A 21,956-nucleotide genomic window follows, 5' to 3' on the forward strand; every position below is an offset into this window, starting at 1 on the left:
ACCCCATTTGCGATTACTAAGCCATAGCCATCCTTTAACCAAGCCGTTCGCCGCTCGATGGGTCGAACAGGTGCGCCTTTGCGGTGTCGATTTTGAGCTGGATCGCCTGGCCTGTGGCTACGGGAGGGCGATCCCTCACGGCGGCAGCGATGGAATGCGCCCCGGCTTGCAATTGCAGATGCGTGTCGGAGCCGGTCGGTTCGATGATGATCACCTTGGCCTGCACGCCATCTGCATCGACGGCGATGTGTTCCGGCCGTATGCCGAGCTGGACGGATCGACCGAGATGGCGGCGGGCGCTTTCCGGCAGCGGCCAATGCAGATTTTCCGCGGCCTGCAATTCCATGGCTCCGCCCCGTTCGACAACGAGGCCGTCTATGAAGTTCATCGATGGCGATCCGATAAAACCGGCGACGAAGCTGTTGGCCGGTGCATCGTAGATTTCGAGCGGCGAGCCGATCTGCTCGATATGCCCGCCACGCATGACGACGATGCGGTCGGCCATGGTCATGGCCTCCATTTGGTCATGCGTCACATAGACCATGGTGGTGCCGAGCCGCTGGTGCAGCGTCTTGATCTCCGTGCGCATCTGCACGCGCAGTTTCGCATCGAGATTGGAAAGCGGCTCGTCGAAGAGGAAGACCGCCGGGTTGCGGACGATGGCGCGCCCCATTGCCACGCGCTGGCGCTGCCCGCCGGACAATTGCCGGGGATAGCGATCGAGGAGTGCGGCAAGGTCGAGGATCGCGGCGGCATCACTCACCTTCTGCTCGATCTCCTGCCTGCTGCGGCGCGCGAGCTTCAGCGAAAAGGCCATGTTGTCGCGCACGGTCATATGCGGATAGAGCGCGTAGGACTGGAACACCATGGCGATATCGCGCTCATTGGGTTCGAGATCGTTGACGATGCGGTCGCCGATTTCGATCTCACCGTCGCTGATGCTTTCAAGCCCGGCGATCATGCGCAGCAAAGTGGATTTGCCGCAGCCCGAGGGGCCGACCAGAACGACGAATTCCCCGTCCTGCGCGGCGACGGAGACGCCATGCAGCACTTCAAGCGCGCCGTAGCGTTTGATGGCGTTGCGAATGGTCAGTTTTGCCATGGATCTCTCCCGATAATGTCGGCCGGTGCGTCAACGCCCGCCCATGCCCGCATTGAGTGCGATGCTGTTGTAAATGAGCTTCTGCAGGATGATCGCGAGGAAGATCCCGGGAAGCATGGAAAGGGCGGCGCCCGCCATCAGATAGTTCCATTGCGTGCCCTGCTGCGTCTGGAACAGGGTGAGACCGACTGGCAGCGTGGCATTGTCGGCACCGGTCATGACGATCAGGGGCCAGAGGAAATTGTTCCACTGCCCGATGAAGGTGAACAGTGACAGCAGCCCGATCGCCGGCATCGACAGGGGCACGATGATGCTGATGAGGATACGCAGGCGCGACGCGCCGTCGATCCTTGCGGCTTCCTCCAGCTCCATGGGAATGGAGAGGAAGAACTGCCGCATCAGGAATGCGCCGAAGGTGCCGAAGGAGATCGGCAGGATCACGCCGGGGAAAGTGTTGACCAGGCCCAGCTTGTTGACGATCAGAAACAGGGGAATGATCAGCATCAGCGGCGGCACCATCAGCGTGCCGATATAGCCCAGCAGCAAGGTTTCACGCCCTCTGAACTTCAGCCGCGCAAAAGCGTAGCCGGAAAGGCAGGAGACGACGACGGTGATAACAGTCACGCAGACGGCGATGACGGCGCTGTTGAGAAAGAAGCGGCCGAAGGGCAGCCTGGTCCAGGCTGCAGCGAAATTACCCCATTCGAAGACCTCGGGCAGGATGCGCACCGGTATCGCCGTCACTTCAGCATTCGAGCGCACCGCATTCGAGACCATCCAGAAAAAGGGAAACAGGAAGGCGATCGCCACGAGCGTAAGAGCAGCGTGATTGATGATATCGAGCACCAGCTTCCGGCGCGCTCTGGCTTTGGACTTAAGCGTCATAATGCACCCATTTGCGCTGGAACCAGAATTGCAGGGCGGTCAGCGCCATGATCAGCGCGAACATCACCCAGGCGATTGCCGAGGCATAGCCCATCTGGAAATTCTGAAAGCCGCGCTGGTAGATGGCGTAGCCGAGCGTTGCGGTCGACGATCCCGGCCCGCCTTTCGTCATGACGAAAATCTGGTCGAAGACCTGCAGCGACGTAATCGCCGTCATCACCGTGCCGAAGAACAAGGTCGGAGAGATCAGCGGCAGGCGGATTTTCCAGAAGCGATCCCAGGCCGTGGCGCCGTCGATCCGCGCCGCTTCCAGATAGGTCGCCGGCACCATGTCGAGAGCGGCGTTGAAGAGAACCGTATTGTAGCCGACGCCAGCCCAGATCGATGTGAGCACCACAGCCTGCATGGCGAGCGTGCGATCGTTGAGGACGCCTGAAAACGGCAATGACAACGCAGCCATCAGGCTGTCGAAAAGGCCGCCGCTGGTGAAAATCAGCATCCAGACCATGGCGACCGCGATGAGCGGGGTGAAGGTCGGAAGGAAGAAGATTACCCGGAACCAGCGCTGTCCGATCTTCAGGCTCGAAATCCACGTCGCCAGCCCGAGCGAAATGACGATATTCAGCACCAGATATTCGACCGTGAAGAAGATGGTGTTGCGCATGACCGTCCAGAATTGCGGATCCGTCGTAAACAGGCGCGTGTAATTGGAAATGCCGACGAAACGCGGCGTACCGAGCAATTGCCAGTTGGTAAAGCTGAGCGCGATCGAAGCAAGGATCGGCAGGACGAGGAATAGCACGATGCCGATCAGGCCCGGCAGCAGAAAGAACAAGGCCGTCCATCCCTCGCCTCTGAACCATTTGCGCGAGCGTGGCCTTGGTCTTGCGATCATGTCGGTGTGTTTGCCCAGCATCATGGGCCTCTCCTTTCCGGCAAGGGCGCTGCGGTCGAGCTGGTAGGCCCGGCCGCAGGCAGGCCAGATCCCTTGGGGGCTAGGGAAGCTGGCTCTGAATGTCGCTCAGCACACCCTCGGGCTTCGAGTCTCCCGTCAGCGCCAGCGGCACATATTGCATCACCAGATTCTCGAACTGGTTCCATTTCTCGTTGATACGGAACGGCGTGGTGTGGGCGAACATATATTGCAGCGTGTCGCGGGTGCCGCTGACATTTTTGGCCGCGCCGTCATACCAGGCGGTCTGCTGCGCAAGACGGGCCGGCAGCGCGCGCCCGGCCGAGCCGAGGATCTCGGCCGCCTTCGGACCGCTCAGCACCTGCAGCGCCTTGAAAGCCGCATCCTTGTGCTGGCTGGTGGCGGAAATGCCCCAGCCCGAGCCGGCCGTGATGAAGCGCGACGGGCCGCTTCCGCGTGGCAGCGGCGCGATGCCGATCTTGAATTTGACGTTGGCCTGCGCGGTAATCAGCGTCCAGGGACCGTCGATATACATGGCGACATTGCCAGAGGCGAAACGGCCGCTTGCTGCAGAGGCATCGGCTGCCGAGGCGAAGACTGGCGAGAGTTTGTCCTTGGCGGTGAGATCGGCATATTTGCTGAAGGCATCGACAAAGCCGGCATTGGTGAGGTCGAATTCATTGTCGGAATTGAAGTATTCCGCACCGAGGGCGACGGGGCCGGCAATAAAATCGAAGCCTTGGGTGCCGTAACCATAGGTTCCGTCCTTCGTCAGCGTCTTGGCATCCGCCTTGAAGTCATCGAAGGTCCAGTCCTTGGCAGGCTCCTTCAAGCCGGCGGCGGCAAACTTATCGCGATTGTAGAAGACCATCCAGGGGCCGACGTCGTAGGGCAGCGCGTAGAGCTTGCCGTCATGGGAAAGCCCGGACATGATCGATGTCTCGAAATCCGCCACCTTCACATCGCTGTTCTTCACGTAGTCGTCGAGCGGCGTGAGGATCGAATAGAAATTGGGCATACGCATAGACTGCATCGAGACTATATCGGCGACCTGGCCCGATGCCGTCAGAACCGGCAGGCGCGTCCAATAATCCGTCCATCCTGAAAGCTGTAGCTGGACCTTGATATTGGGATATTGCTGGGTGACGAGATCGGCCAGTTGCTGCCAGAGCTGCGCATCGTTGGGCTCGCCCCACATCTGCCAGGTAAGGGTCACGGGAGCATCCTGCGCCTTAGCGCCGATGCCAGGTAGTGAACTCGCCGCAAGGGCGGCGGCAAAGATCAATGAACGTTTCATGATGGTTCCTCCTCCATAATGACTTTGGTTGCAGTGACGCTGATCACACTCCGGACGCTCCCCTCCGGCTTGGTCTTGCGGCTCGTTCAGGCCGCGATCATAACCTCCAGGTCGGCGATCAGGCCGATCAGTTCCGTTCGTTGGCGCCGCCAGGGGTCCGAACCTTGTCCCGGCTCCAGAATGGCGGTCATCCGCTGCAGGAAGTCAGGGGGCAGCCGCTCGAGTTCGGCTGCCATGGGCAGATTCCAGCCGTCACCCGGGAAATAGACCCGGTTGAGGGCAAAGACCGTCTGCAGAATGGCGTTGGCAAGCTTGCCCGTCAGCCCCACGAGAAAGACGAGATCGCGGCGAGCGACCTTGCTCTCATAGTGATAATCCCTGGCCCAGTAGCGCAGAATATCCATGTACTGGCTGAGGACGGAGGCCCTGAGTGCTTCCGGATACTCCGCCAATTGCCGCTTCCAGCCGGTCAACAGACCGCGCGGATCGGCGATGATCTGCTGGCTGGCGAGATCTGTCGGCAGGTGATAGCCCCAGATCGTCCATTCGAAGGTTTTGGGCACGGGCATGCCGGCAAGCCAGGATTCCAGATCGCGCTGCACGCCTGCGTAACGGCGCATCCAGACCCCATCCATGCGGATACCCTCGGCCTGCCAGCTTTGCAGAGCGGCCTCAAAACGCCTCCATGCCTCGGTTTGCCGAACCTCCGGTCCGCGATAGGCATCGGCATAGACCCGGAAGTCGAAATCCGATTGCGCATCCGACCACCCCTTGCCGCGCGACCCGGCGAGCGCGACAGCGCCATTGCCGTCTTCGGCCAGATCGGCGATCAAGGGGGTCATCGCGGCAATGAGTTCGGCTTCGCGGCTCATGACGGCACCGGGCGGCTGGGTTTCGCTATCTCCTTCAGTCCTTGAGGATCAGTTCGATGACCGGCGTGACGACATCCGGCTTGAGCACCGGCAGCTCCAGGCTCAGTACGCCCTCGCCAACGGCGACGCCAATATTGGAATCGACATCGGCATCCGGATCGAGCCAATGGAGTTCGCTGGCGTCATGCAGGAACTGCGCATATTTGACCTTACGCCCCAGCCCTTCGATATGAATGTGGCGGAACGGCCAGGTCTGGATATGCAGATAGAGCCGATTGCCCTTCTGGGTGAAGCGGCAGCCGCTCGGAGCCTTGTAAGTAGAGGGGCCGGCGCCGTAGATCGCACGACCGTTCAACCGCATCCATTCGCCATAGGTGTCGAGCGCCTTGATGGCGCGGGCATCGAAAGTGCCGCGGCCGGTCGGGCCGACATTCATCAGAAGATTGCCGCCGAGCGAAACCGTATCGACCAGGATGTTGATGAGCTGACCGGCATCCTTCCAGCTCGTCTCATCGCGATAATAGCCCCAGGAGCCGCTGAAGGTGTGGCAGGCTTCCCAGCGCACCGGCAATCCGGCAACCGTCGGAGCGATACGCGGCGTATATTGTTCCGGCGTCACCAGGTCGGGCATGTGATCTGCGTCGCGCGGAAGATCGAGGCGGTCGCCGACGATGATATCGGGCTGTAGTTGGCGCACCAGCTTCATGAGGTCTTCGCTCTCCCAATCGGCGCGGCCCTTGCCGGGCAGCCCCTTGTACACGCGGCGGGGATAGCTGAAATCGAACCAGATCACGTCGATCTTGCCGAAGTTCGTCAAAAGTTCGGTCACCTGATCGCGCATGTACTTGGCATAACGCTTGACGTCGCGGCCCTCATTGAGCTTGGCGGCGTCGGGATGGTTGCGCTGCGGGTGATGCCCATCGATGGGGAAATCCGGATGATGCCAGTCGAGCAGCGAATAATAGAAGCCGACCTTCAGCCCCTCGGCGCGAAGCGCTTCGACATAAGGGCCGATCAGGTCCTTGCCATAGGGCGTGTTGGTGACCTTGTAGTCGGTGACCTTGCTATCCCACAGGCAAAAACCCTCGTGATGCTTGGCGGTCAGGACGACATATTTCATGCCGGCTTGGCGCGCGCGACGCGCCCATTCGCGGGCGTCGTAGAGGTCGGGATCGAAGTTGTCGAAATACTTCTGATAGGCCTCGGTGGTGAACTCCTCGCGGTTCTTCAGCCATTCATGCCGTGCGCCGAGGGCGTACAGCCCGAAGTGAATGAACATGCCGAAGCGGTCGTGTCCAAACCATGCTTTGCCATCGGCCACATCACGGCCGCTACTGATCGCTGCGTCGGTCACACTATCCTCCCAAGTGTTACGGCTTAATCGAACCGGTTCGATTTAATCATTGACCCTCCTGCCCTACATGTCAAGCGCGCTGTTGAAATCTCTTTCTGCATATTGCTTCATGGCCGACAAATGTTAGATTTGTGACAGCGATTCATCGATGGAAGTACCTTCGATCGGAAAGCAAAAGGCGATAGAAACGGTTCGAAAAATTCATGGCCACAATTCGCGATGTCGCCAAACTCGCCGACGTATCCGTCTCGACGGTGTCGCTGGCGCTCAGCAACCCGGCGCGTGTCAGCCAGAAAACGCTGGAGAAAATTCGCCAGGCGATTGCCGCGGTCGGCTTCGTTGCCGACCCGCTTGCCCAAAGCCTTGCGCGCGGACGCAGCCGCATGATCGGTTTCGTCGTCGGCAATGTCGGCAACCCGTTTTTCGGGGATATCCGGCGCGAGCTGGAAAACTATGCGCTCGACCACGAGCATTTCGTCGTCGTCACCGATTCCTCCGGCAAGACGGATCGCGAGAGGGCGATGGTCGAGCACCTGATCGGCCTTAAGACCGCCGGCCTGGCGCTTGCGCCGTCAGGTTATGACCAGAACTATATCGATTTCATCGCAGGCCTGAACGTGCCGATCGTCTGCTTCGACCAGAAGGTTGCCGGGATCGAGCGCGATTTCGTCGGGTCCGACAATTACCTCGCCGGCGCAATGCTGACAGAGCATCTTCTTCAACTCGGCCACAAGCGCATCGCCTTCATCACCGGCCCGAGCCATATGCACACGGCGACGGAGCGTTATCGCGGCTTTGCCGAGACCATGGCCAATGCCGGCGTTGAGGTGAACCCGAATTTCGTCGTCGACGGGCAGTTCACGCGCACCGCCGGCTACGAAGCGGCCATGCGCCTGCTGATCCAGCCCGAGCGGCCCACCGCAATCCTCGGCGCCAACAACACCGTGGCGCTTTCGGCATTACAGGCCATGCAGGAGCTGGGGTTCCGCTGTCCGGAAGACATTTCGCTCGCGATGATCGACAATGTGCAATGGAGCTCGGTCATCACTCCGCGCATTACCATGGTGGTTCAGGACACACTGGCGCTCGGCGGCATCATCGCCCGCCGCCTCATGCACCGCATCACCAACCCGGAAGGCGCCGTCGAGCCGGCACAGGATTTTGTGCTGACGCCGAAATTCGTTCCGGGCAATTCCTGCCGAAGAATTTAGGGCATCGCACATCGAAGCGCGGCGATCTCATATCAAGGGCGCAGCAAAACCGCTCATGCGGCAGGGCTGCTCATGCGCGCAGCCCTCCATCTCCATCGCCGGTTCTGCCTCTTCCTACGTCCTGCGCGATTGCCTCGCCGTTCAGTGCTCCAGGAAGACGTAGTTCATCCAACTGCTCATGCGCAGAAGGACCTTTCGGAGGACGGCGACGTGATGCCAGTGCTCGGTATAAACCGCAACCTCCGCAACGACGCCTCCCGGCAATTGATATTTGTCCGTATTTTCGAGCAGTTCGATACGCGCCAGCGTCTGTCCCGGTGCGGTACGCTCCGGCGACTGCGGATCGATTAGCGCTCCGCTAGGCTGAAGCTGTCCCTGGGCCATGACGTCGATGACTTCTTCGACGCGTGCCTTGAAAATTTTGCCAGGAACCGCCTTGAAAGCGACTTCGGCGTCGTCGCCCACACTCACGCGCTGTAGCGAATTCTGGATGAACGCTGCGGCGAGCATTCGGTCCTCACTGTTGATGAACACCATCACCGGACGCAATGGCAACGGGTTGGCCATCATGCCGGGGCGAAGGAAGACCTGGGTCACATAGCCATCGCTCGGCGCACGCACCGTCGTCTGGTCAAGCTCGTATTCCGCATTGCCCAGTTCCGCCGTCAACCGGGCGACGGTTGGGTTCGTACCATTGATCTCGGATTCATAGGCGAGTTTTGCCTGGACAGCCTGGGCACGTGCCGTATCTGCGGCGGCTTCGGCGGTCAGATAGATACCACGCCGGTTTTCGACCTCCAGTTCGGAATAGACGGCACCCCGGCCGCTGGATTTCGCGTTCTCATTTGAGTTCTGGAATTTCTCGAATGCCTGCAACGCACGATCTCGCGAGGCTTCCGCTCCGACGACTCCGGCATTGGCGGCGTCGAGAGCAGCCTTCAATTGAAGGACCGTCTGCTTCGCCTCGGCAAGCGCTGCTTTCTTCTGATCGACGACAAACTGGTAGGGTCGCGGATCAATGCGGAAGAGCACATCGCCCTTCTTCAGCGGCTTGTTCGGCTCGACCGGGACTTCCACGACCTGCCCGCCGACGACGGGAATGACCGGCGCCGAAGTGAAATAGATGCGCCCGTCCCCGGAATAGGGATGATTGTAGCTCATGATGAGCAGCAGAGCCCCGATCAAAAAGATGCCGCCCAGGACCGCTGTCGAGAGTGTCCATTGGTTTACCGGAATCCGGAACACCTTAAAGATCGTAAAGCAGATCGCGGCATAAGTGAGTATCAGGAGCAGATCCATCAGGCTTTCTCCCTCTCCGACGACGGTTGCGCTTCGAGCTCAGCGATCCGGGCATGAAGACGTGCGATTTCGGCATTTGCTTCGGCTTCGCGCGAAAGCTTGCCATCGGGTCGAATTCCCCAACCGCGGTCCTCCCGGTAGAGGGTCGCCCAAATGAAGAGAAACGGCCAAATCGCGTGCAGGGTGAACAGGCTCACCCAACCGGCAACATGGATGGCATCCTGGTGAGGGTGGTTGCGAGCCTTGGCGATCAGATGCGGAATGTCGTGAATCGCGATCACCGCATAGAAGAGAGTGACCACCATGAAAATCAGCACCCCAAGTGCAAAATAGTCGAGAAACACGGTTCCTCCTTTTCGGCCTGTGACCGAGCCGACCGGCCGTCATCGAGGAGGAGATAGTAACGCCGCCAGACCTCAAACGCCTGTAGCATCACGTATCGTCTATTAGCCAAGCCGCAGAGTTTTCAGCAAAACCTTGATTTCAGGGGGTAACCGTGACGCCGGCCGATCTTAATCCTGAAAGGAAATGCTCTTGGTCCGATGGGCGCTGCAGCCGTATTGCGACTTCCCTACGAATATTGGTCAGGAGTGCGGGCGCATTCGATTTGAGCCAGTCCTGTTCTCGGCTGGCTTCGTCGAGCTTGCCCTCCGCGCCAAGGATCGCGAGCAGCACGAGATGGTGCATCGGATTATATTTGAGATCTGCCATACGTGCCCAAAGCTCGGCCGCCTGATAGTCCCGCCGCATATAGGCGCAAAGTGCCATGCCCACTTCATAATATCCAATCGGGCCTGGGTTTCTGCTGATGGCACTCGACATCAGTTCGCAACCCGTTTCCCATTTTCCTGAGAAGGCGAGCCTGAATCCATATTCTCCGGCAACTTCCGTGTCGTTCGGATTGATCGCATAGGCGGCGGCTCCCTCCCTCAATGCGGCGTCGACATCGCCGTTGAAGAAGTTCGCGAGCATCAATGCCTGCAACGCCCGAGCATTCTGAGGATCGATTTCCACCGCACGCTTGGCGGTTTCAAGAGCAAGCGTCAACGGATGTGGTGATTGCGGCATGTCCAGCCGGTATTGGAAGCGAATCTCGTCCAGATAGGTCAGAGAGAGCAATGCCCACGAGGTTGCATAAGCCGGAAGACGCTCGGTCGTGCGCTTGAGACAGTCCTGCACGGCGGCATGGTTTTGCGGGTTCAGATCGATCCGATAGCTGTAATAGGACAAGGTGCATGCATAGGCATCCCAGTCGTCGGGCGGAGATTGGGCTAAACGTGCGGCGTCGGCCTGGTAGATCAGGCCGTAAGGCTGGGCGACAGCCGTCGCGACGCGCCGTGCGATATCGGCTTCGACCTCAAGTATATCCTGCACTCGAAGGTCCCTGTCGTAATTGTTCGCCCAGGTCACCGATCCATCGGAGCGGCGGACAAGTCTGGCCGTAAGCCGAAGCTTGTTTCCGTCGACGCGTATGCCGCCCTGCAGCGCAAAGCGCGGTTCTTCCACCCGTATGTCCGGGCTGGAAAGCGGCTCCTTTGCAATGACGGCAATTTCCTTGAATTTCGCAAGCTCGCCAATGACTTCGTCCGTGAGCCCCCGGGCGATGTCGGCGGATCCACCCTCCTTTGAAATTTCTTCGAACGGTTCGACGAGAACTTTGGGAACACCTCCTCCCGCCGCAGCCGGAGCGGCATTTTGAGCCCTGTGCGATGAAAAGAAAAAAGTGCTCAACGGCGGGATAATGGCGACGAACGTCGTCAGGACTATCGCCGCGGAAATCGCATACCACAGCCACACGGGCGGAGGTGCCCTATCCGCGCGATCGGCCACGATCACCGGCTTCTGCACTTCGGCCGGGGTCTCCAGGACATTGTCGGAATCGGGCCGATCGGCCAGCCTGTCAGCAGCAGTCGCATACCGGAAACAAGGTATATAGGCACCTTTCGGTATGGTGATGATGATCCGGTCGGCCCACCCGGCAACCAGATAGTAGCGTTCGAGGCCGCGACGAATCCGGCCGGCTTCTATTCTGACGACCGGATCGTTCTGAGCATCAAACGATGCATCCCGGGCAAAAACCTCCTGTGCAATCGTGTAAGCCTTGAGATAATCAGCCCGTCCGCCCAGCGTCTCTTCAACGACATATTCCAAAAACCTGCGGCCCCGCTCCGGTGCCAGGAACTCTTCACTTGAAAGGATTCGCTGAAGCTGCTCTCGGATCTCCCACATCTCAGGAGACGACGTGTCGTCTCCACCGCTTGCCCAAGCGCTCTGCATGGTGTCCCCCTGCGACCGTAGCGGTCGTCTTATCGCCCTTGTATGTTCATGTATATTACGCCTCTAATTAAGGTAGTGGCAATATAATGTCTCAATCTGCTTGACGTGATCATGACGAGCGGGGCGGGGATGATATCGGGAAAAAATAGTTCAACGCATTTGTCCGCGCTCCAAATTGTCGAGGTGCGCTTTCCTCATGAGGTCGCGCGGGTACAACAGCTCTTTAGCGTAGACGAAACTTTTCGCAGCATGTGCGAGGACCTTGCAGCCGCCGTCGAAACGCTGACGCGGGTGGACGATCTCCCCGACAATGTCCGGGAAGCGCGGCGCCAGGAATACGCCGGACTCGTCGATGCTCTTTCCGGTGAAATTCGCGATGCAATTCGCAATTCGAAACTTGTGATCTTACGGCCGCAGCCAGGGCGCCCCAAGTCTTAGCGCATCACCAGATTGAACCGATGCAGCCCATGAATTGGTTCGGAAATCATGAGAATTGCTCCGCAGCGGGCATTCAGCCAACGGCATCGGGCGGCGGGTTATTTCACTAGCTGCTGCGGTTGGAGATCACCTTGGAGCGTACCTTCGGGAGCCGGCTGCTTCCTCCTTGGCCGCAACGGCTGCTCGACTATGGTAGCAGGAGCAGCAACAGCCGCGGCGGCAACCGTGCCGATATTCGATACCGTACCGCCGACGACAGCCGTGATGCCCTGCCCGAGCGTTACGTTCGAATCCGTAAGCGGCTGACCGGTCATCAGCCTTTTGCCGATGAGCTGGACTATTTCCGGACTTTCCGCGAACTTGCCGTGGTTCAGTGCGTCATCGGATTTGACCTTTGTCAGGTCGATTGCCGTAATTCCCGCCTTTTCGAGTTTCGTTCGATAGGGCTCTTCCGTCGGGTTGATCGCACCCAAGCGGGAGACCCTTCCCGTGATAAAGCTCGACACCGCGAGCGCTTTATCGTCCTGAGACACGAAGATGGTGAACTTCGGCCTCGGCGCCCCCATCTCCACATACTGTTTGGCGAAGACTTGGATGTCGATATCCGGCGATGCGAGAATAACATTGTGGATCTTAGGGTTCACATGGCCATCGCGGATGCCCATCTGCCGGAGGGACTCCATGGCGAGCCACGTTCCCATCGAGTGGGCGAGAATGGTGATGTCCTTTACATCCGGATCCGCAGCGAGCGTGTGAAGCGCCTGCTCAAGCGCGGTTCGTGAATAATTGGTGCTTTCCTTGTCATATTGATAGGCGATGAGTTGAGCCCTGGAGGGCCATGTGAAGAGGACCGGCGTCGCTTGCATTCCGCTGTCATGGACGATCTGGGCCAGCCGGAAGACGGAATCCTCGTATTTGTTGTTGAAGCCATGAATGAAAACGAGCGCGTGTCCGCCGACGACGTGCTGACGGAACCATGCTCGACCCTCCGCGACCGTCTCCAATTGCTTCACGCGGATGACGGCGAAGTCGGTTGCTGGATTGGGCGGCAGCCGATGCGGCCACTGCACGGTGCCAGGCTGGCGTTTGGGCGGGATCGAGACCGCTACCTCCGTCAAATAGGGCTTCGGACTGCGCTCGCCATTGAACAGCGTGGCCGGATCGCCGGAGGGCTGGCGGGTAGTTGCGACGAGCATGTCCACCTTCGCAGTAGGCGGTGCCGATGCCGAAAGCGTCACCGGCGCCATTACGCCGCTCGGATGACCGCATCCCGAAAGGACTGAAAGCAGAACAACCAGAGACCTTCTAAGCATGCATTTTTCCAATCGAACGGTGCACCTGATCGCACGCCGGCAGCCTCCGTTCGGACCATCGCTCCGAAGCGGCCATCGGATCATAGGCGGCAGCTCTGGCATTGGTAGTAACTTACGCGATGGTGCCTTCCTTCGCCCGTATGATACGGGTGGGCAACTTGGCGGCAGGAAGGCTCAGCTTACGGTCAGGAAACAGCCACCTCTTGCGAGGTTTCGGGAGAATTGTCACCGGCAGGAAGGGTGGGGCTCGTCCAGGCCACGAACAGATCATAGAAAACGCCAAGAACCACCGGGCCGAGAAACAAGCCTACCAAACCGTGCGCCAAAGCTCCTCCAATAACGCCAAGCAAGATCAGGGGCATCGGCGTGGATAGACCGCGCGAGATCAAAATCGGCTTTAAAATATTGTCGAGAACGGTGACCGGCACTGCGAGAAGCGTGAACAGCAAAGCATCCGGGAATGGCCAGGTGAACCAGGCCCAAATGACCAGGGGCAGCAGCACGATACCTGGTCCGATCTGGATGATGCAGAATACGAAGACTACGAAGGTCAGAGCGCCTTTTGCCGGAACGTCGAAGAGAAAAAAGATAAGCCCGCAGAGCAGCGTTTGCAGCAATGCGATGCCGATGATACCACGGGAAACATTGCGGACAGTCATACTTGCCAGACGAACGAAATCGGTTCCTCTGTTGCCGGCGATCCGAGCAACGACAAGGTTCACCGACATCACCAGTTGCTGTCTTGCAACCAGGAAGCAGCCGCACAGCAACACGGATGCAATGAAACTGAGCACGCCGCCTCCAAGAGCCGCCGTTCTCTCCAGAATGACGCCTGCAGCTGCCTTTATCGGCTCCTGGAACTGCTTTAGCATCACCGTAAAGTTGGCGATGGCGTAGTTCCAAATCTCAAAGGCGCGCTCCCCGACATATGGCCAGGCCCTTATGCTCTGAGGCGCCGAAGGCAAGACAACAGTCCCTTCTTTCAGGCCGGTCAGAAGCGCGCGCGTACCGTCGGCGAAGCTGAACAAGATGGCCGCAAGGGGCGCGATCACGATCGCGAGGCACGCGACGACGATCAGGACTGCCGCGGCAATGCCGCGGCGGCCAAGCAATCTCCTTAACAGTTCAAAGAGAGGAAAAAGGGCCACCGCCAGGATCGCCGCCCAGGCGAAGATCAAGATGAAGGGAGCGACGATCGTAAAGGACCAATAGGCAAAAAGACCGACGACACCGACTCGGATAAACTCGCTTATGCGCGCGTCAGCGGAATTCGAGCTCGACCGGACGCTGCCGGTGTCTGCCGCAACTTCCTGTACGGGCGGTGCTGAGATCGATTGCATGGCACAAAGCCCCGGCGGATTCTACAGCTTACCAGACAAGGTCCGGCACGATATGGCGGACGCCGTCGTCCTCGACATAGTCCGAAGGCCGCTTCTGCCGTTTGCCCAGTTCAGGTTTCTCGAACTTCACCCGTTCATAGGGGATCGATTTCAGAATATGCGAGATGCAATTGATGCGCGCCTTCTTCTTGTCGTCCGAAGGCACGATCCACCAGGGCGCATGCTGCGTATCCGTCATTCTGATCATTTCGTCATAGGCCCGTGTGTAGTCCCACCAGCGGCGGTAGGATTCCAAGTCCATCGGACTTAGCTTCCATTGCCGCACCGGATCGTCGATCCGCCTCCTGAAGCGACGCTCCTGCTCATGTTCGCTAACGGTCAGGAAATACTTCAGCAGAATTACGCCGCTTTCGACGATGGCAGCCTCGAAACGCGGAGCGAGTTCAAGGAAACGACGGGCCTTCTTTTCCGTGGAGAAACCCATGACACGATCGACGCCAGGGCGGTTATACCAGCTACGATCGAAGATGACGACTTCGCCCGCGGCCGGGAGATGAGCAATGTAGCGCTGCATATAGATCTGTGATTTTTCACGGTCATTGGGTGCCGGCAGGGCAACCACGCGAAACACCCGCGGACTGACGCGCTCCGTGAGGCGCTTGATCGTGCCGCCCTTGCCGGCGGCATCGCGACCCTCGAAGATGATCACGATGCGAGCGCCAGAATTTTTGACCCAAGCCTGCAGATGCGCCAGTTCGACCTGCAGTTTCGCGATTTCCTTCTCATAATCCTTGGTGCGCTTTTTCTTCTTTCCACCGCTATCCGCTTCCCCTTCGCGATTGGGATCATACATCTTGTTCATGACTTCCCTCCCTGAGTTGCGATATCTGTGATGCTCAGTCCCGCTCTTGCCTGCGTCACACTTCCTGAAGGCGGAACGACCGGATGGCATCCTCTTTGTCATCAAAGAAACTCGTCACACCGATGCGGTCGACAACACCCGCGCGTTGCAGCAGCGCCTTGGCCTCGGCGTTCAACTCCGCCACGCAGAAGACGACGCCCTGCTCCTGCAAGGCCGCTTGAACCGCGTCGAGCGCAGCAGCGCCCGTGCTGTCGAGATGGACTATTGCGCCGGCATCGAGCACGAAATGCCGCGTGTCCGGCGTGAGATTCCTGGCGATGTCACGCAATCGCGTGCGAACGTAATCCGCATTGTAGAACAAGACGCTGCCCTGGATCCGGCATATCGCCGTGCCCTGGATCCCCGTGGCATCGGGAAACCGCCGCATATCGTAAAAGCCATCCCGGCCGGGGATGCGCCCGAGAAGCGCGTCATGGGGAAACATCGTCTTGCGCAGGAGATAGATCAGCGTCGCAACGATGGCGACGACGACGCCATTCAAGACACCGAAACTGATGGCGCCCCACATGGCGATCAGCGCGAAGACGAACTCCATTCTGCTGATCTGCCAGATCCTCTTCAGCTCATGAACGTCGATAAGACCGATCGCAGCGGTCGCGAGGATGGCCGCAAGAGCAGGGATTGGCAGAATGCGCAATGCGCTGTGCAGGAAGACAAGAGCCGCAATCAGCGTCGCCGCGGACACCAGACCGGCAGCCTGCGAGCGGCCGCCCACCGAAAGATTGATTGCCGTTCTCGAGTCCGAAACGCTGATCGGGAAAGACCCAAACAAGCCAGGAGCGATGTTTGCAGCGCCCAGGCCGATCAATTCCTGATTGGCATCGACCTCTTCGCCCGTGCGCGCTCCGAAACTCCGGGCAGCCACAATGCCTGCGCCGAAACTGACGAGGAAAACCGCAGCCGATCCCAGGGCGATCTTATCAAGCGGCATTTGTAAAATTGACGGAAAGCTGATCGACGGAAGCCCGCGAGGAATGTCGCCGATCACGGCGATTCCTCTCCCCTGAAAATCGAAGATGGCGGACAGGAGACAGGATATCACAACGACGAGCACAGGCCCTGGAATACGGGATTGCGTCGCTTTGACGATCCACAGCAGGCAGAACATCGCGAGCCCGAACAACAGCGAGGGCCAATGGATGGATGCGCTTTTGCGAAGTATCTCGGCAATCGGCGCCAGCAGACCGTCCGATTCGATGCGCACGCCCGTGAATCGATTGATCTGGCCGACAAGGATGGACAGCGACACGCCGGCGAAGAAACCAACGAGGATCGGCCGAGAGAGAAAGCTCGCCAAAACACCAAGGCGCAATAACCGCGCAGCAAAGCAGAAGCACCCAACGCCCAAAGCGAGGGCAGCGGCAATCGCCACTCGATCCACCGGAGCGCCTGCGGGCATGGAAGAGACCACCACGCCCATAGCAGCGGCAAGCACCGTCATCGTCGCAGCGTCAGGCCCGACCACCAATAATCGCGACGGCCCGAAGAGCGCGTAGGCAATCGGGGCTACAATGCTGGCATAAATTCCAGTTTCAGGCGGGAGCCCGGCAATGGCGGGATAGGCAATGGCGCTGGGCAAGCCGACCGCGGCGATCGACAGGCCGGCGGGGATGTCGCTGCGCAGCCAATCGGATTGAAAGCCGCCCAAGCCTCGCAATATGGGCAGATGAAAACTGACGGCCATCTTACAACTCCCGCCCACAAAGGACGCCAATCGAAAAAGCTGAGCCCGCCTCATATGCGTCCAAACGCTTGATCGATGCTTGGCGAAGGCATAGCTCGGCCAACGTCCTCTTCTTGATAAACAGACAGGATTTTAACGCGGCTGCCGTCACAGCGCGTGTAGCATCGCGTAACATCCGCGTGCCGCATCGAAGCCGATACGAACGCCATCCGTCCGAGGCGATCGAAGAATTGATGCCGCTACTGGAAAAGCAAATTCGCGCCGCCGGTTCGAAAGAGGTGCCGTTCAGAAATAACGAGCCGCACTTTGCTCGATGAGATATAGCTGCGGCAGCACGCTCGCACGTGAGCGCGGGCCTGCGCAGCAGCCATTGCCGGAGCGAAAGTAAGCTCATACCTACCGTTATTGACGCAATGTGACTCAACAACCAATCCGGCCGGCGCCTTCGCCATTGTTCTCTAAAAGGAATGTCGCTCTTCCGACTGCTCAATCTCGTCCAGTGCGGTGCTGTCCGCACTGCGCGACGTGCAACCCTCGATGCCCGGCTGACCCGTGCTGCGTAACTTCTTGTATTATACATACCTAATGTAATCGACTGCAATATTATGGTTGCGACCGAACGTCGGACCGATGGAAGCGGCGTCGAGCGCGATGCAAGCAGTTGCAGGCAGTTGGGCTCTGCAAGGGGCCTTATTTTGGGGGAAAGCCCGCTCCTCTCGATACGGCCTGCAGCGCTGATCGGGACGGAGCTTCAGAGCGAAAAGCAGTATCAGAAAAGCGGCATGTCCCGCAGATCGCTATGGGGAGAGATCGCTATGGGGATGAAACTTCGAGAGCTCGTCTTTGGATTGTCAGCGGTGTCGCTTCTAGCGATTCAGGCACAATTTCCCGCCTACTCACAAACATCCGCGAGCAGCGCCCCACCGGCGCAAGCAGCAGAAAATGCGCCCGCGCTACTTTCCGATGACGAGCTGGAAGTGCTCGTCGCACGCATCGCTCTCTATCCGGACGAGCTTGTCGCGGCCATCTCGGCAGCATCGCTTTTCCCGCTTCAGATCGTCGAAGCCCAACGCTTCCTGGAGGCGAAGAAAAAGAATGCGGATCTAAAGCCCAAGAGCGACTGGGACGGCAGCGTCATTTCGCTGCTGAACTATCCGGAAGTCGTCAAGATGATGAGTGATGATCTGGAGTGGACCCAGGCGTTCGGAAATGCCCTGACGAACCAGCAAAAGGATGTTCTGATCGCCATCCAGCAGCTGCGCGACGAAGCGGTCGCAAAAAAGATCATCAAGAGCGATGACAAGATTACCGTCGTTACCGAAAACGACAATGTCATTATCCAGCCAACCAATCCGGAGAAGATCTACGTTCCCCAGTATGCGCCGGAAATGCTCTATGAGCCCGGCTACGCTTCCGAACCGATTGGCTACTACTCGGACTCCTATCCCAGCTACTACTACCCGGGAGCAACCTTTTTCGCAGCCGCGATTACGGGCGTAGCGTGGGCTGCGGCCGTCAACTGGAACGATTGGGGCGTATGGGGCGGCAATTGGCGCGGTGACGTCGATATCGACTGCAACAATTGCTTCAACAACCGCAATTTCAACGGCAAGGTCAAATGGAATGATGTCGATTGGAAGAATGTCGATCGCAGCAAACTAAGCATCGGCAAGGACCAGCTCGCGAAGATGGATCGGTCCGCCATTGGAAACAATCTCCGGTCCGAAGGTGGCAACGATTTGCGCAGCCGGGCGGAGAACCTCAATCGGGAACGCAGCGGTTCTGCGGCTGATCGAGTCAATCGTGCGGCCGATGTCCGCAGAGATACGGCGCAAGGATTGAAACAGAAGCCGACCGCCCGGACTGCCCAAGGTGCCAACCGGCCCGCGAATGTCGCGCGGGCCGAGCCCCGGTCTCCAAAGGCGGCGACGGGCGCAAATCGAGGTACGAAGGCAGCCGCAGCTCGCTCGGGCCAGCAGAAGCTGGCTTCAAGACCCGACAACAGGGGACGCCAGCCTTCGGCCCTTGGCAACGTCTCGTCCGGCCGTCGGGAGATGATGGCGTCCCAACGTGGCCGTCAAAGCATGGGAGCGGCACACCGACCGCCTCCCAGATCAATGCATCGCGGCGGTGGACGTCCAATGCCGCATGGTGGCGGCAGAGGCGGTGGCGGCAGAGGCGGCGGCGGTAGAGGCCGGAGATAGACGCGATATTTTTTGGGGAGGCAGGCGATGAGAACGACGCGCAGAATGCAGTTGCCCATATTGATGTTTGTGGCCTCGGTCGTTTCCTTATCAAGCTGGCAAGTCGGCGAGGCGCAGGACCGGCAAAGGCTCGCGGGTTTTGCCTCACATGAGAAGTCGGCTGAATTCGATCAGTCGTCGGAGGCTATCGATCGCCTCAAGACGGTGCTGACGTCCAACGATGTCGACGGTCTGGCAAAGTTGCTGGGGCTCGATGCCGCCAAGCTGAAGGCGAGCGAAGAAGCCATGGCCGCCCTCGGCCTCATCAAGGAAGGCGCGGCCAGGCAAGTGGCCGTGCAGGACATCTGGGACCGCAAGATCATCGCGATCGGAGACAAGCTCTGGCCGCTGCCGTTTCCTCTGGTGAAACGCGAGGATGGCAAATGGGCATTCGACACGAAAGCGGGTCTGGAAGAAATCCTCAATCGGCGCATCGGCGAAAACGAGTTGCAGACCATCCAGACGATGCATGATTATGTCATGGCCCAGCGCATTTACGCCAGCGAAGACAGGGATGGTGACGGCGTCTACGAATACGCCCAGGTGCTGATCAGCGACCAGGGACGGAAGAACGGCCTTTACTGGGTGGCCGAGACGGACGAGGACGCAAGCCCGGCCAGCGCTTTGATCGAAAATGCGGCATTCGGAAAGGCGCTGAAGGGCGAAGGCTATTTCGGCTACCGCTATCGTATCCTGACCGGCCAAGGCCCGAACGTCTTCGGTGGCCGGCATAGCTACATCGTCAACGGCAACATGACCGACGGCTTTGCGCTCATCGCCTGGCCAGTAAAGTATCGTGAAACGGGCGTGCAGACATTCATGATTAGCGACCAGAGCGTGATCTACGAACGCGACCTCGGCGAGAATACGGCAGAGATTGCCGCGTCCATCAAAGAGTTCAATCCGGACCATAATTGGACGATAGCCGGCGAATAGAGTCTGAAACCTCGTCTGTGATCATGGCACTCTTGGCGCCGAAGAGGCGAAGCTGTGCCGACCGATCCAAAATCATTGTCGCCAGGGTCCGGTTGGAATATCGGGCGTCCCCTGTGATCTCGGGTCCCAGCCAGCGCGGCAGCACCGGCCGATCCGTCTCGCTGAACAACTCGATCTCGGCAATCGTCAGGCCGGAATGCGCGCCGTGGAAGACGTCGATTTCCCAGGTGAATTTGCCGGCGGGAACCCTATAGCGAGATTTCTCAATCACGGCGCCGATTGCGCGTTCAAGCAATTCTTCCGCTTCCAGGAGCGGAATGGCATATTCGAACTCATCGCGGACGATACCCTGCCGTTTGAACTTCACGGTCAGGAAAGCCGCCCGGCCATCCACCAGGCGTATACGAAGCGACTTGTGGGCATCGCACAGAAGATAGCCCTGGCGCAATTCACCTGCAGCCACAGCTTTGCGTCGCCAATCATCGTTTCGGACAAGAAACCTTCGCTCGATCTCTCTTGTCCTCATGCGCCGCCCCCATTGCCGATATTCTCGGCGTTGCGCCTGGAACTTCGTCGGTAAATTCAGCCGTCGCTGCTGCGCTCCAACCACTGCTGGAGCCGGACATGTCGGTCGCCAATTCTATAGGGGATCAGACGACCGGCGCCTCCCAATTCAGGAAAAAGCCGATGTCGCCAGGCACGCCGCCCGGAAAATTGATGACTGCGGCGGTGAGGCCGTAGCCCTGAGGACGAGCAACTTCATTGAAGAGGTCGTAGAGTTCCTTGGCTTTTCCCTGGAGAGTCGAAGGCCAATCGGAGCGGTTGCTGTTGATGGCGCGACCGCTATCGGTGCAGAAGTCGGAAGGGAAGCTGTAGATCAATGCTTCGACCTTCCCGTCGGCGACGGCCTTCATCACCACGCGGCGAATGACCTCCCGCTCCTTCTCGCTGACATGTTTCTGAAAGAAGCTCTCGACGAACTCGGCATGTTTTTCGGCCTCACGCGCTCTGATCTTCTCGTCGCGCTGCATCTCCACGAGTTGCAGCTCAAGCGCGCGCTTGCGTAATTCTTCCGCACTGATCATCGAAGGATGGGATTCAGATTTTTCCTCACCAGTCATGACGTGACCCTCCGCTGTTCGAAGGATCATAGGACAGGCGAACCAAGCCTCGTAGTAAGATACGCAGGATTGTTGGTAAATTACGGTAGGCTACCTCGACGCGTTTCATAGCGCCCGTTGCTGCACACCAACTGAAGATCAACGCGGCTTGCCCTAGCCTGCGAAATGCCGAGAGGCGCATCCGCTAGCTCCGGTCGCGTTTGGGATCCAGAGCAATGTTCAATCCGACCTTCACCCTGTCCATGGTGACAAAGCTGCGAAACCGCTTCACGTTCTTGTTGGCGAAGAACAACCGCCTCGTCAGGGCGTCGTAATCGGCCATCGTCCTGACGATCACGAGAAGAATGAAATCCACCTCGCCTGTCACATAGTAGCACTGCTGAACTTCCGGGGCTTCCGCGAAGGATTTCCTCGTTGCGTCATGCGTGGCGGCGAACTCGTTGTGCATCTCCACCTCGACGAAGACTGTAATCTCGTGGCGCACATGCGACGGCTCGACGACAGCGACATTGGCAACGATCGTGCCCATCTCCTCCATACGCTTGATGCGGCGCTGCACGGCCGGAGCCGATAGGCCGATTGCCTCTGCGATCGAGCGCTGCGGCGTTTTGTTGTCCTTCTGAAGAATCTGCAGGATGGCGAGGTCGAAACGGTCGAGCTCCACGGCTTCTGCAGAATGCTTGTCAGTCATCCGTATTTCCTTTGCGAGGAGTACATTTTCCAATCGGCTCGAAATTAGGCCAAATCGA

Annotated in this window: 20 protein-coding genes; 4 read left to right on the forward strand and 16 right to left on the reverse strand. The window is 58.9% G+C overall.

All coding sequences use genetic code 11. The features are described from left to right. Nucleotides 1-34: 34 nt before the first annotated feature. The 6 genes from ugpC to QA648_RS28645 form a co-directional block, all read right to left on the reverse strand. Nucleotides 35-1,102, reverse strand: a complete 1,068-nt coding sequence (gene ugpC / locus QA648_RS28620; protein ID WP_283052260.1) for a sn-glycerol-3-phosphate ABC transporter ATP-binding protein UgpC — start codon at nt 1,100-1,102, stop codon at nt 35-37. Nucleotides 1,103-1,132: 30 nt separating this feature from the next. Further along, the gene (locus QA648_RS28625; RefSeq protein WP_283052261.1) at nt 1,133-1,987 is read right to left on the reverse strand and encodes a carbohydrate ABC transporter permease; all 855 of its coding nucleotides are present in this window, start codon (nt 1,985-1,987) and stop codon (nt 1,133-1,135) included. Then, a complete protein-coding gene (locus tag QA648_RS28630; RefSeq protein ID WP_104827951.1) occupies nt 1,977-2,903 on the reverse strand; it encodes a sugar ABC transporter permease in 927 nt (308 codons plus the stop codon). Before QA648_RS28630 ends, QA648_RS28625 begins: the two co-directional genes overlap by 11 nt. Before the next feature lie 79 nt (nt 2,904-2,982). Further along, nucleotides 2,983-4,197 (reverse strand): sugar ABC transporter substrate-binding protein, encoded by a 1,215-nt coding sequence (locus tag QA648_RS28635; protein ID WP_260304323.1) that lies wholly within the window; start codon nt 4,195-4,197, stop codon nt 2,983-2,985. An 86-nt stretch (nt 4,198-4,283) separates the two neighbouring features. After that, nucleotides 4,284-5,069 carry a DUF4037 domain-containing protein gene (locus QA648_RS28640; RefSeq protein ID WP_104827371.1) on the reverse strand — a complete coding sequence of 262 codons (786 nt, stop codon included), beginning with the start codon at nt 5,067-5,069 and terminating at the stop codon, nt 4,284-4,286. Between the two features lie 34 nt (nt 5,070-5,103). Continuing rightward, nucleotides 5,104-6,348 (reverse strand): alpha-L-fucosidase, encoded by a 1,245-nt coding sequence (locus QA648_RS28645; protein ID WP_283054295.1) that lies wholly within the window; start codon nt 6,346-6,348, stop codon nt 5,104-5,106. A gap of 278 nt (nt 6,349-6,626) precedes the next feature. On the opposite strand from QA648_RS28645, the gene QA648_RS28650 reads away from it, so the two are divergent. After that, nucleotides 6,627-7,634, forward strand: coding sequence for a LacI family DNA-binding transcriptional regulator (locus QA648_RS28650; protein ID WP_283052262.1), 1,008 nt, complete (start codon nt 6,627-6,629; stop codon nt 7,632-7,634). Between the two features lie 141 nt (nt 7,635-7,775). Here the strand turns inward: QA648_RS28650 and QA648_RS28655 are convergent, their stop codons facing one another. The 3 genes from QA648_RS28655 to QA648_RS28665 all read right to left on the reverse strand — a co-directional run bounded on the left by QA648_RS28655 (nt 7,776) and on the right by QA648_RS28665 (nt 11,210). Further along, nucleotides 7,776-8,933 carry an HlyD family secretion protein gene (locus QA648_RS28655; RefSeq protein WP_260304325.1) on the reverse strand — a complete coding sequence of 386 codons (1,158 nt, stop codon included), beginning with the start codon at nt 8,931-8,933 and terminating at the stop codon, nt 7,776-7,778. Next, nucleotides 8,933-9,277 (reverse strand): DUF3302 domain-containing protein, encoded by a 345-nt coding sequence (locus QA648_RS28660; RefSeq protein ID WP_260304326.1) that lies wholly within the window; start codon nt 9,275-9,277, stop codon nt 8,933-8,935. Before QA648_RS28660 ends, QA648_RS28655 begins: the two co-directional genes overlap by 1 nt. 139 nt (nt 9,278-9,416) lie before the next feature. Beyond that, on the reverse strand, nt 9,417-11,210 hold the full coding sequence (locus tag QA648_RS28665) for a hypothetical protein (protein ID WP_283052263.1): 1,794 nt from the start codon (nt 11,208-11,210) through the stop codon (nt 9,417-9,419). 129 nt (nt 11,211-11,339) lie between these two features. On the opposite strand from QA648_RS28665, the gene QA648_RS28670 reads away from it, so the two are divergent. Then, complete coding sequence (locus QA648_RS28670; protein ID WP_260305258.1) at nt 11,340-11,648, forward strand: hypothetical protein; 309 nt, start codon at nt 11,340-11,342, stop codon at nt 11,646-11,648. Nucleotides 11,649-11,746: 98 nt separating this feature from the next. Here the strand turns inward: QA648_RS28670 and QA648_RS28675 are convergent, their stop codons facing one another. The 4 genes from QA648_RS28675 to QA648_RS28690 form a co-directional block, all read right to left on the reverse strand. After that, the gene (locus tag QA648_RS28675) at nt 11,747-12,961 is read right to left on the reverse strand and encodes an alpha/beta hydrolase (RefSeq protein ID WP_283052264.1); all 1,215 of its coding nucleotides are present in this window, start codon (nt 12,959-12,961) and stop codon (nt 11,747-11,749) included. Between the two features lie 185 nt (nt 12,962-13,146). Next, nucleotides 13,147-14,139 carry an AI-2E family transporter gene (locus QA648_RS28680; RefSeq protein WP_283052265.1) on the reverse strand — a complete coding sequence of 331 codons (993 nt, stop codon included), beginning with the start codon at nt 14,137-14,139 and terminating at the stop codon, nt 13,147-13,149. 190 nt (nt 14,140-14,329) lie between these two features. Continuing rightward, a complete protein-coding gene (gene ppk2 / locus QA648_RS28685) occupies nt 14,330-15,163 on the reverse strand; it encodes a polyphosphate kinase 2 (RefSeq protein WP_260304330.1) in 834 nt (277 codons plus the stop codon). A 55-nt stretch (nt 15,164-15,218) separates the two neighbouring features. Then, the gene (locus tag QA648_RS28690) at nt 15,219-16,907 is read right to left on the reverse strand and encodes a SulP family inorganic anion transporter (RefSeq protein ID WP_283052266.1); all 1,689 of its coding nucleotides are present in this window, start codon (nt 16,905-16,907) and stop codon (nt 15,219-15,221) included. 782 nt (nt 16,908-17,689) lie between these two features. On the opposite strand from QA648_RS28690, the gene QA648_RS28695 reads away from it, so the two are divergent. Both QA648_RS28695 and QA648_RS28700 read left to right on the forward strand, forming a co-directional pair. Further along, nucleotides 17,690-19,111, forward strand: a complete 1,422-nt coding sequence (locus QA648_RS28695) for a DUF3300 domain-containing protein (RefSeq protein WP_283052267.1) — start codon at nt 17,690-17,692, stop codon at nt 19,109-19,111. 27 nt (nt 19,112-19,138) lie between these two features. After that, complete coding sequence (locus QA648_RS28700; protein WP_283052268.1) at nt 19,139-20,086, forward strand: DUF2950 family protein; 948 nt, start codon at nt 19,139-19,141, stop codon at nt 20,084-20,086. Here QA648_RS28700 and QA648_RS28705 read toward each other — a convergent pair. The 3 genes from QA648_RS28705 to QA648_RS28715 form a co-directional block, all read right to left on the reverse strand. After that, complete coding sequence (locus QA648_RS28705) at nt 20,049-20,612, reverse strand: CYTH domain-containing protein (RefSeq protein WP_283052269.1); 564 nt, start codon at nt 20,610-20,612, stop codon at nt 20,049-20,051. The genes QA648_RS28700 and QA648_RS28705 overlap by 38 nt on opposite strands. A 124-nt stretch (nt 20,613-20,736) precedes the next feature. Further along, complete coding sequence (locus tag QA648_RS28710; protein ID WP_104827384.1) at nt 20,737-21,207, reverse strand: hypothetical protein; 471 nt, start codon at nt 21,205-21,207, stop codon at nt 20,737-20,739. 184 nt (nt 21,208-21,391) lie between these two features. Next, nucleotides 21,392-21,898, reverse strand: coding sequence for an Lrp/AsnC family transcriptional regulator (locus QA648_RS28715; RefSeq protein ID WP_260304335.1), 507 nt, complete (start codon nt 21,896-21,898; stop codon nt 21,392-21,394). Nucleotides 21,899-21,956: the final 58 nt, after the last annotated feature.

Source organism: Rhizobium sp. CB3171 (assembly GCF_029714265.1).
In the GTDB taxonomy this organism is placed as follows: domain Bacteria; phylum Pseudomonadota; class Alphaproteobacteria; order Rhizobiales; family Rhizobiaceae; genus Rhizobium.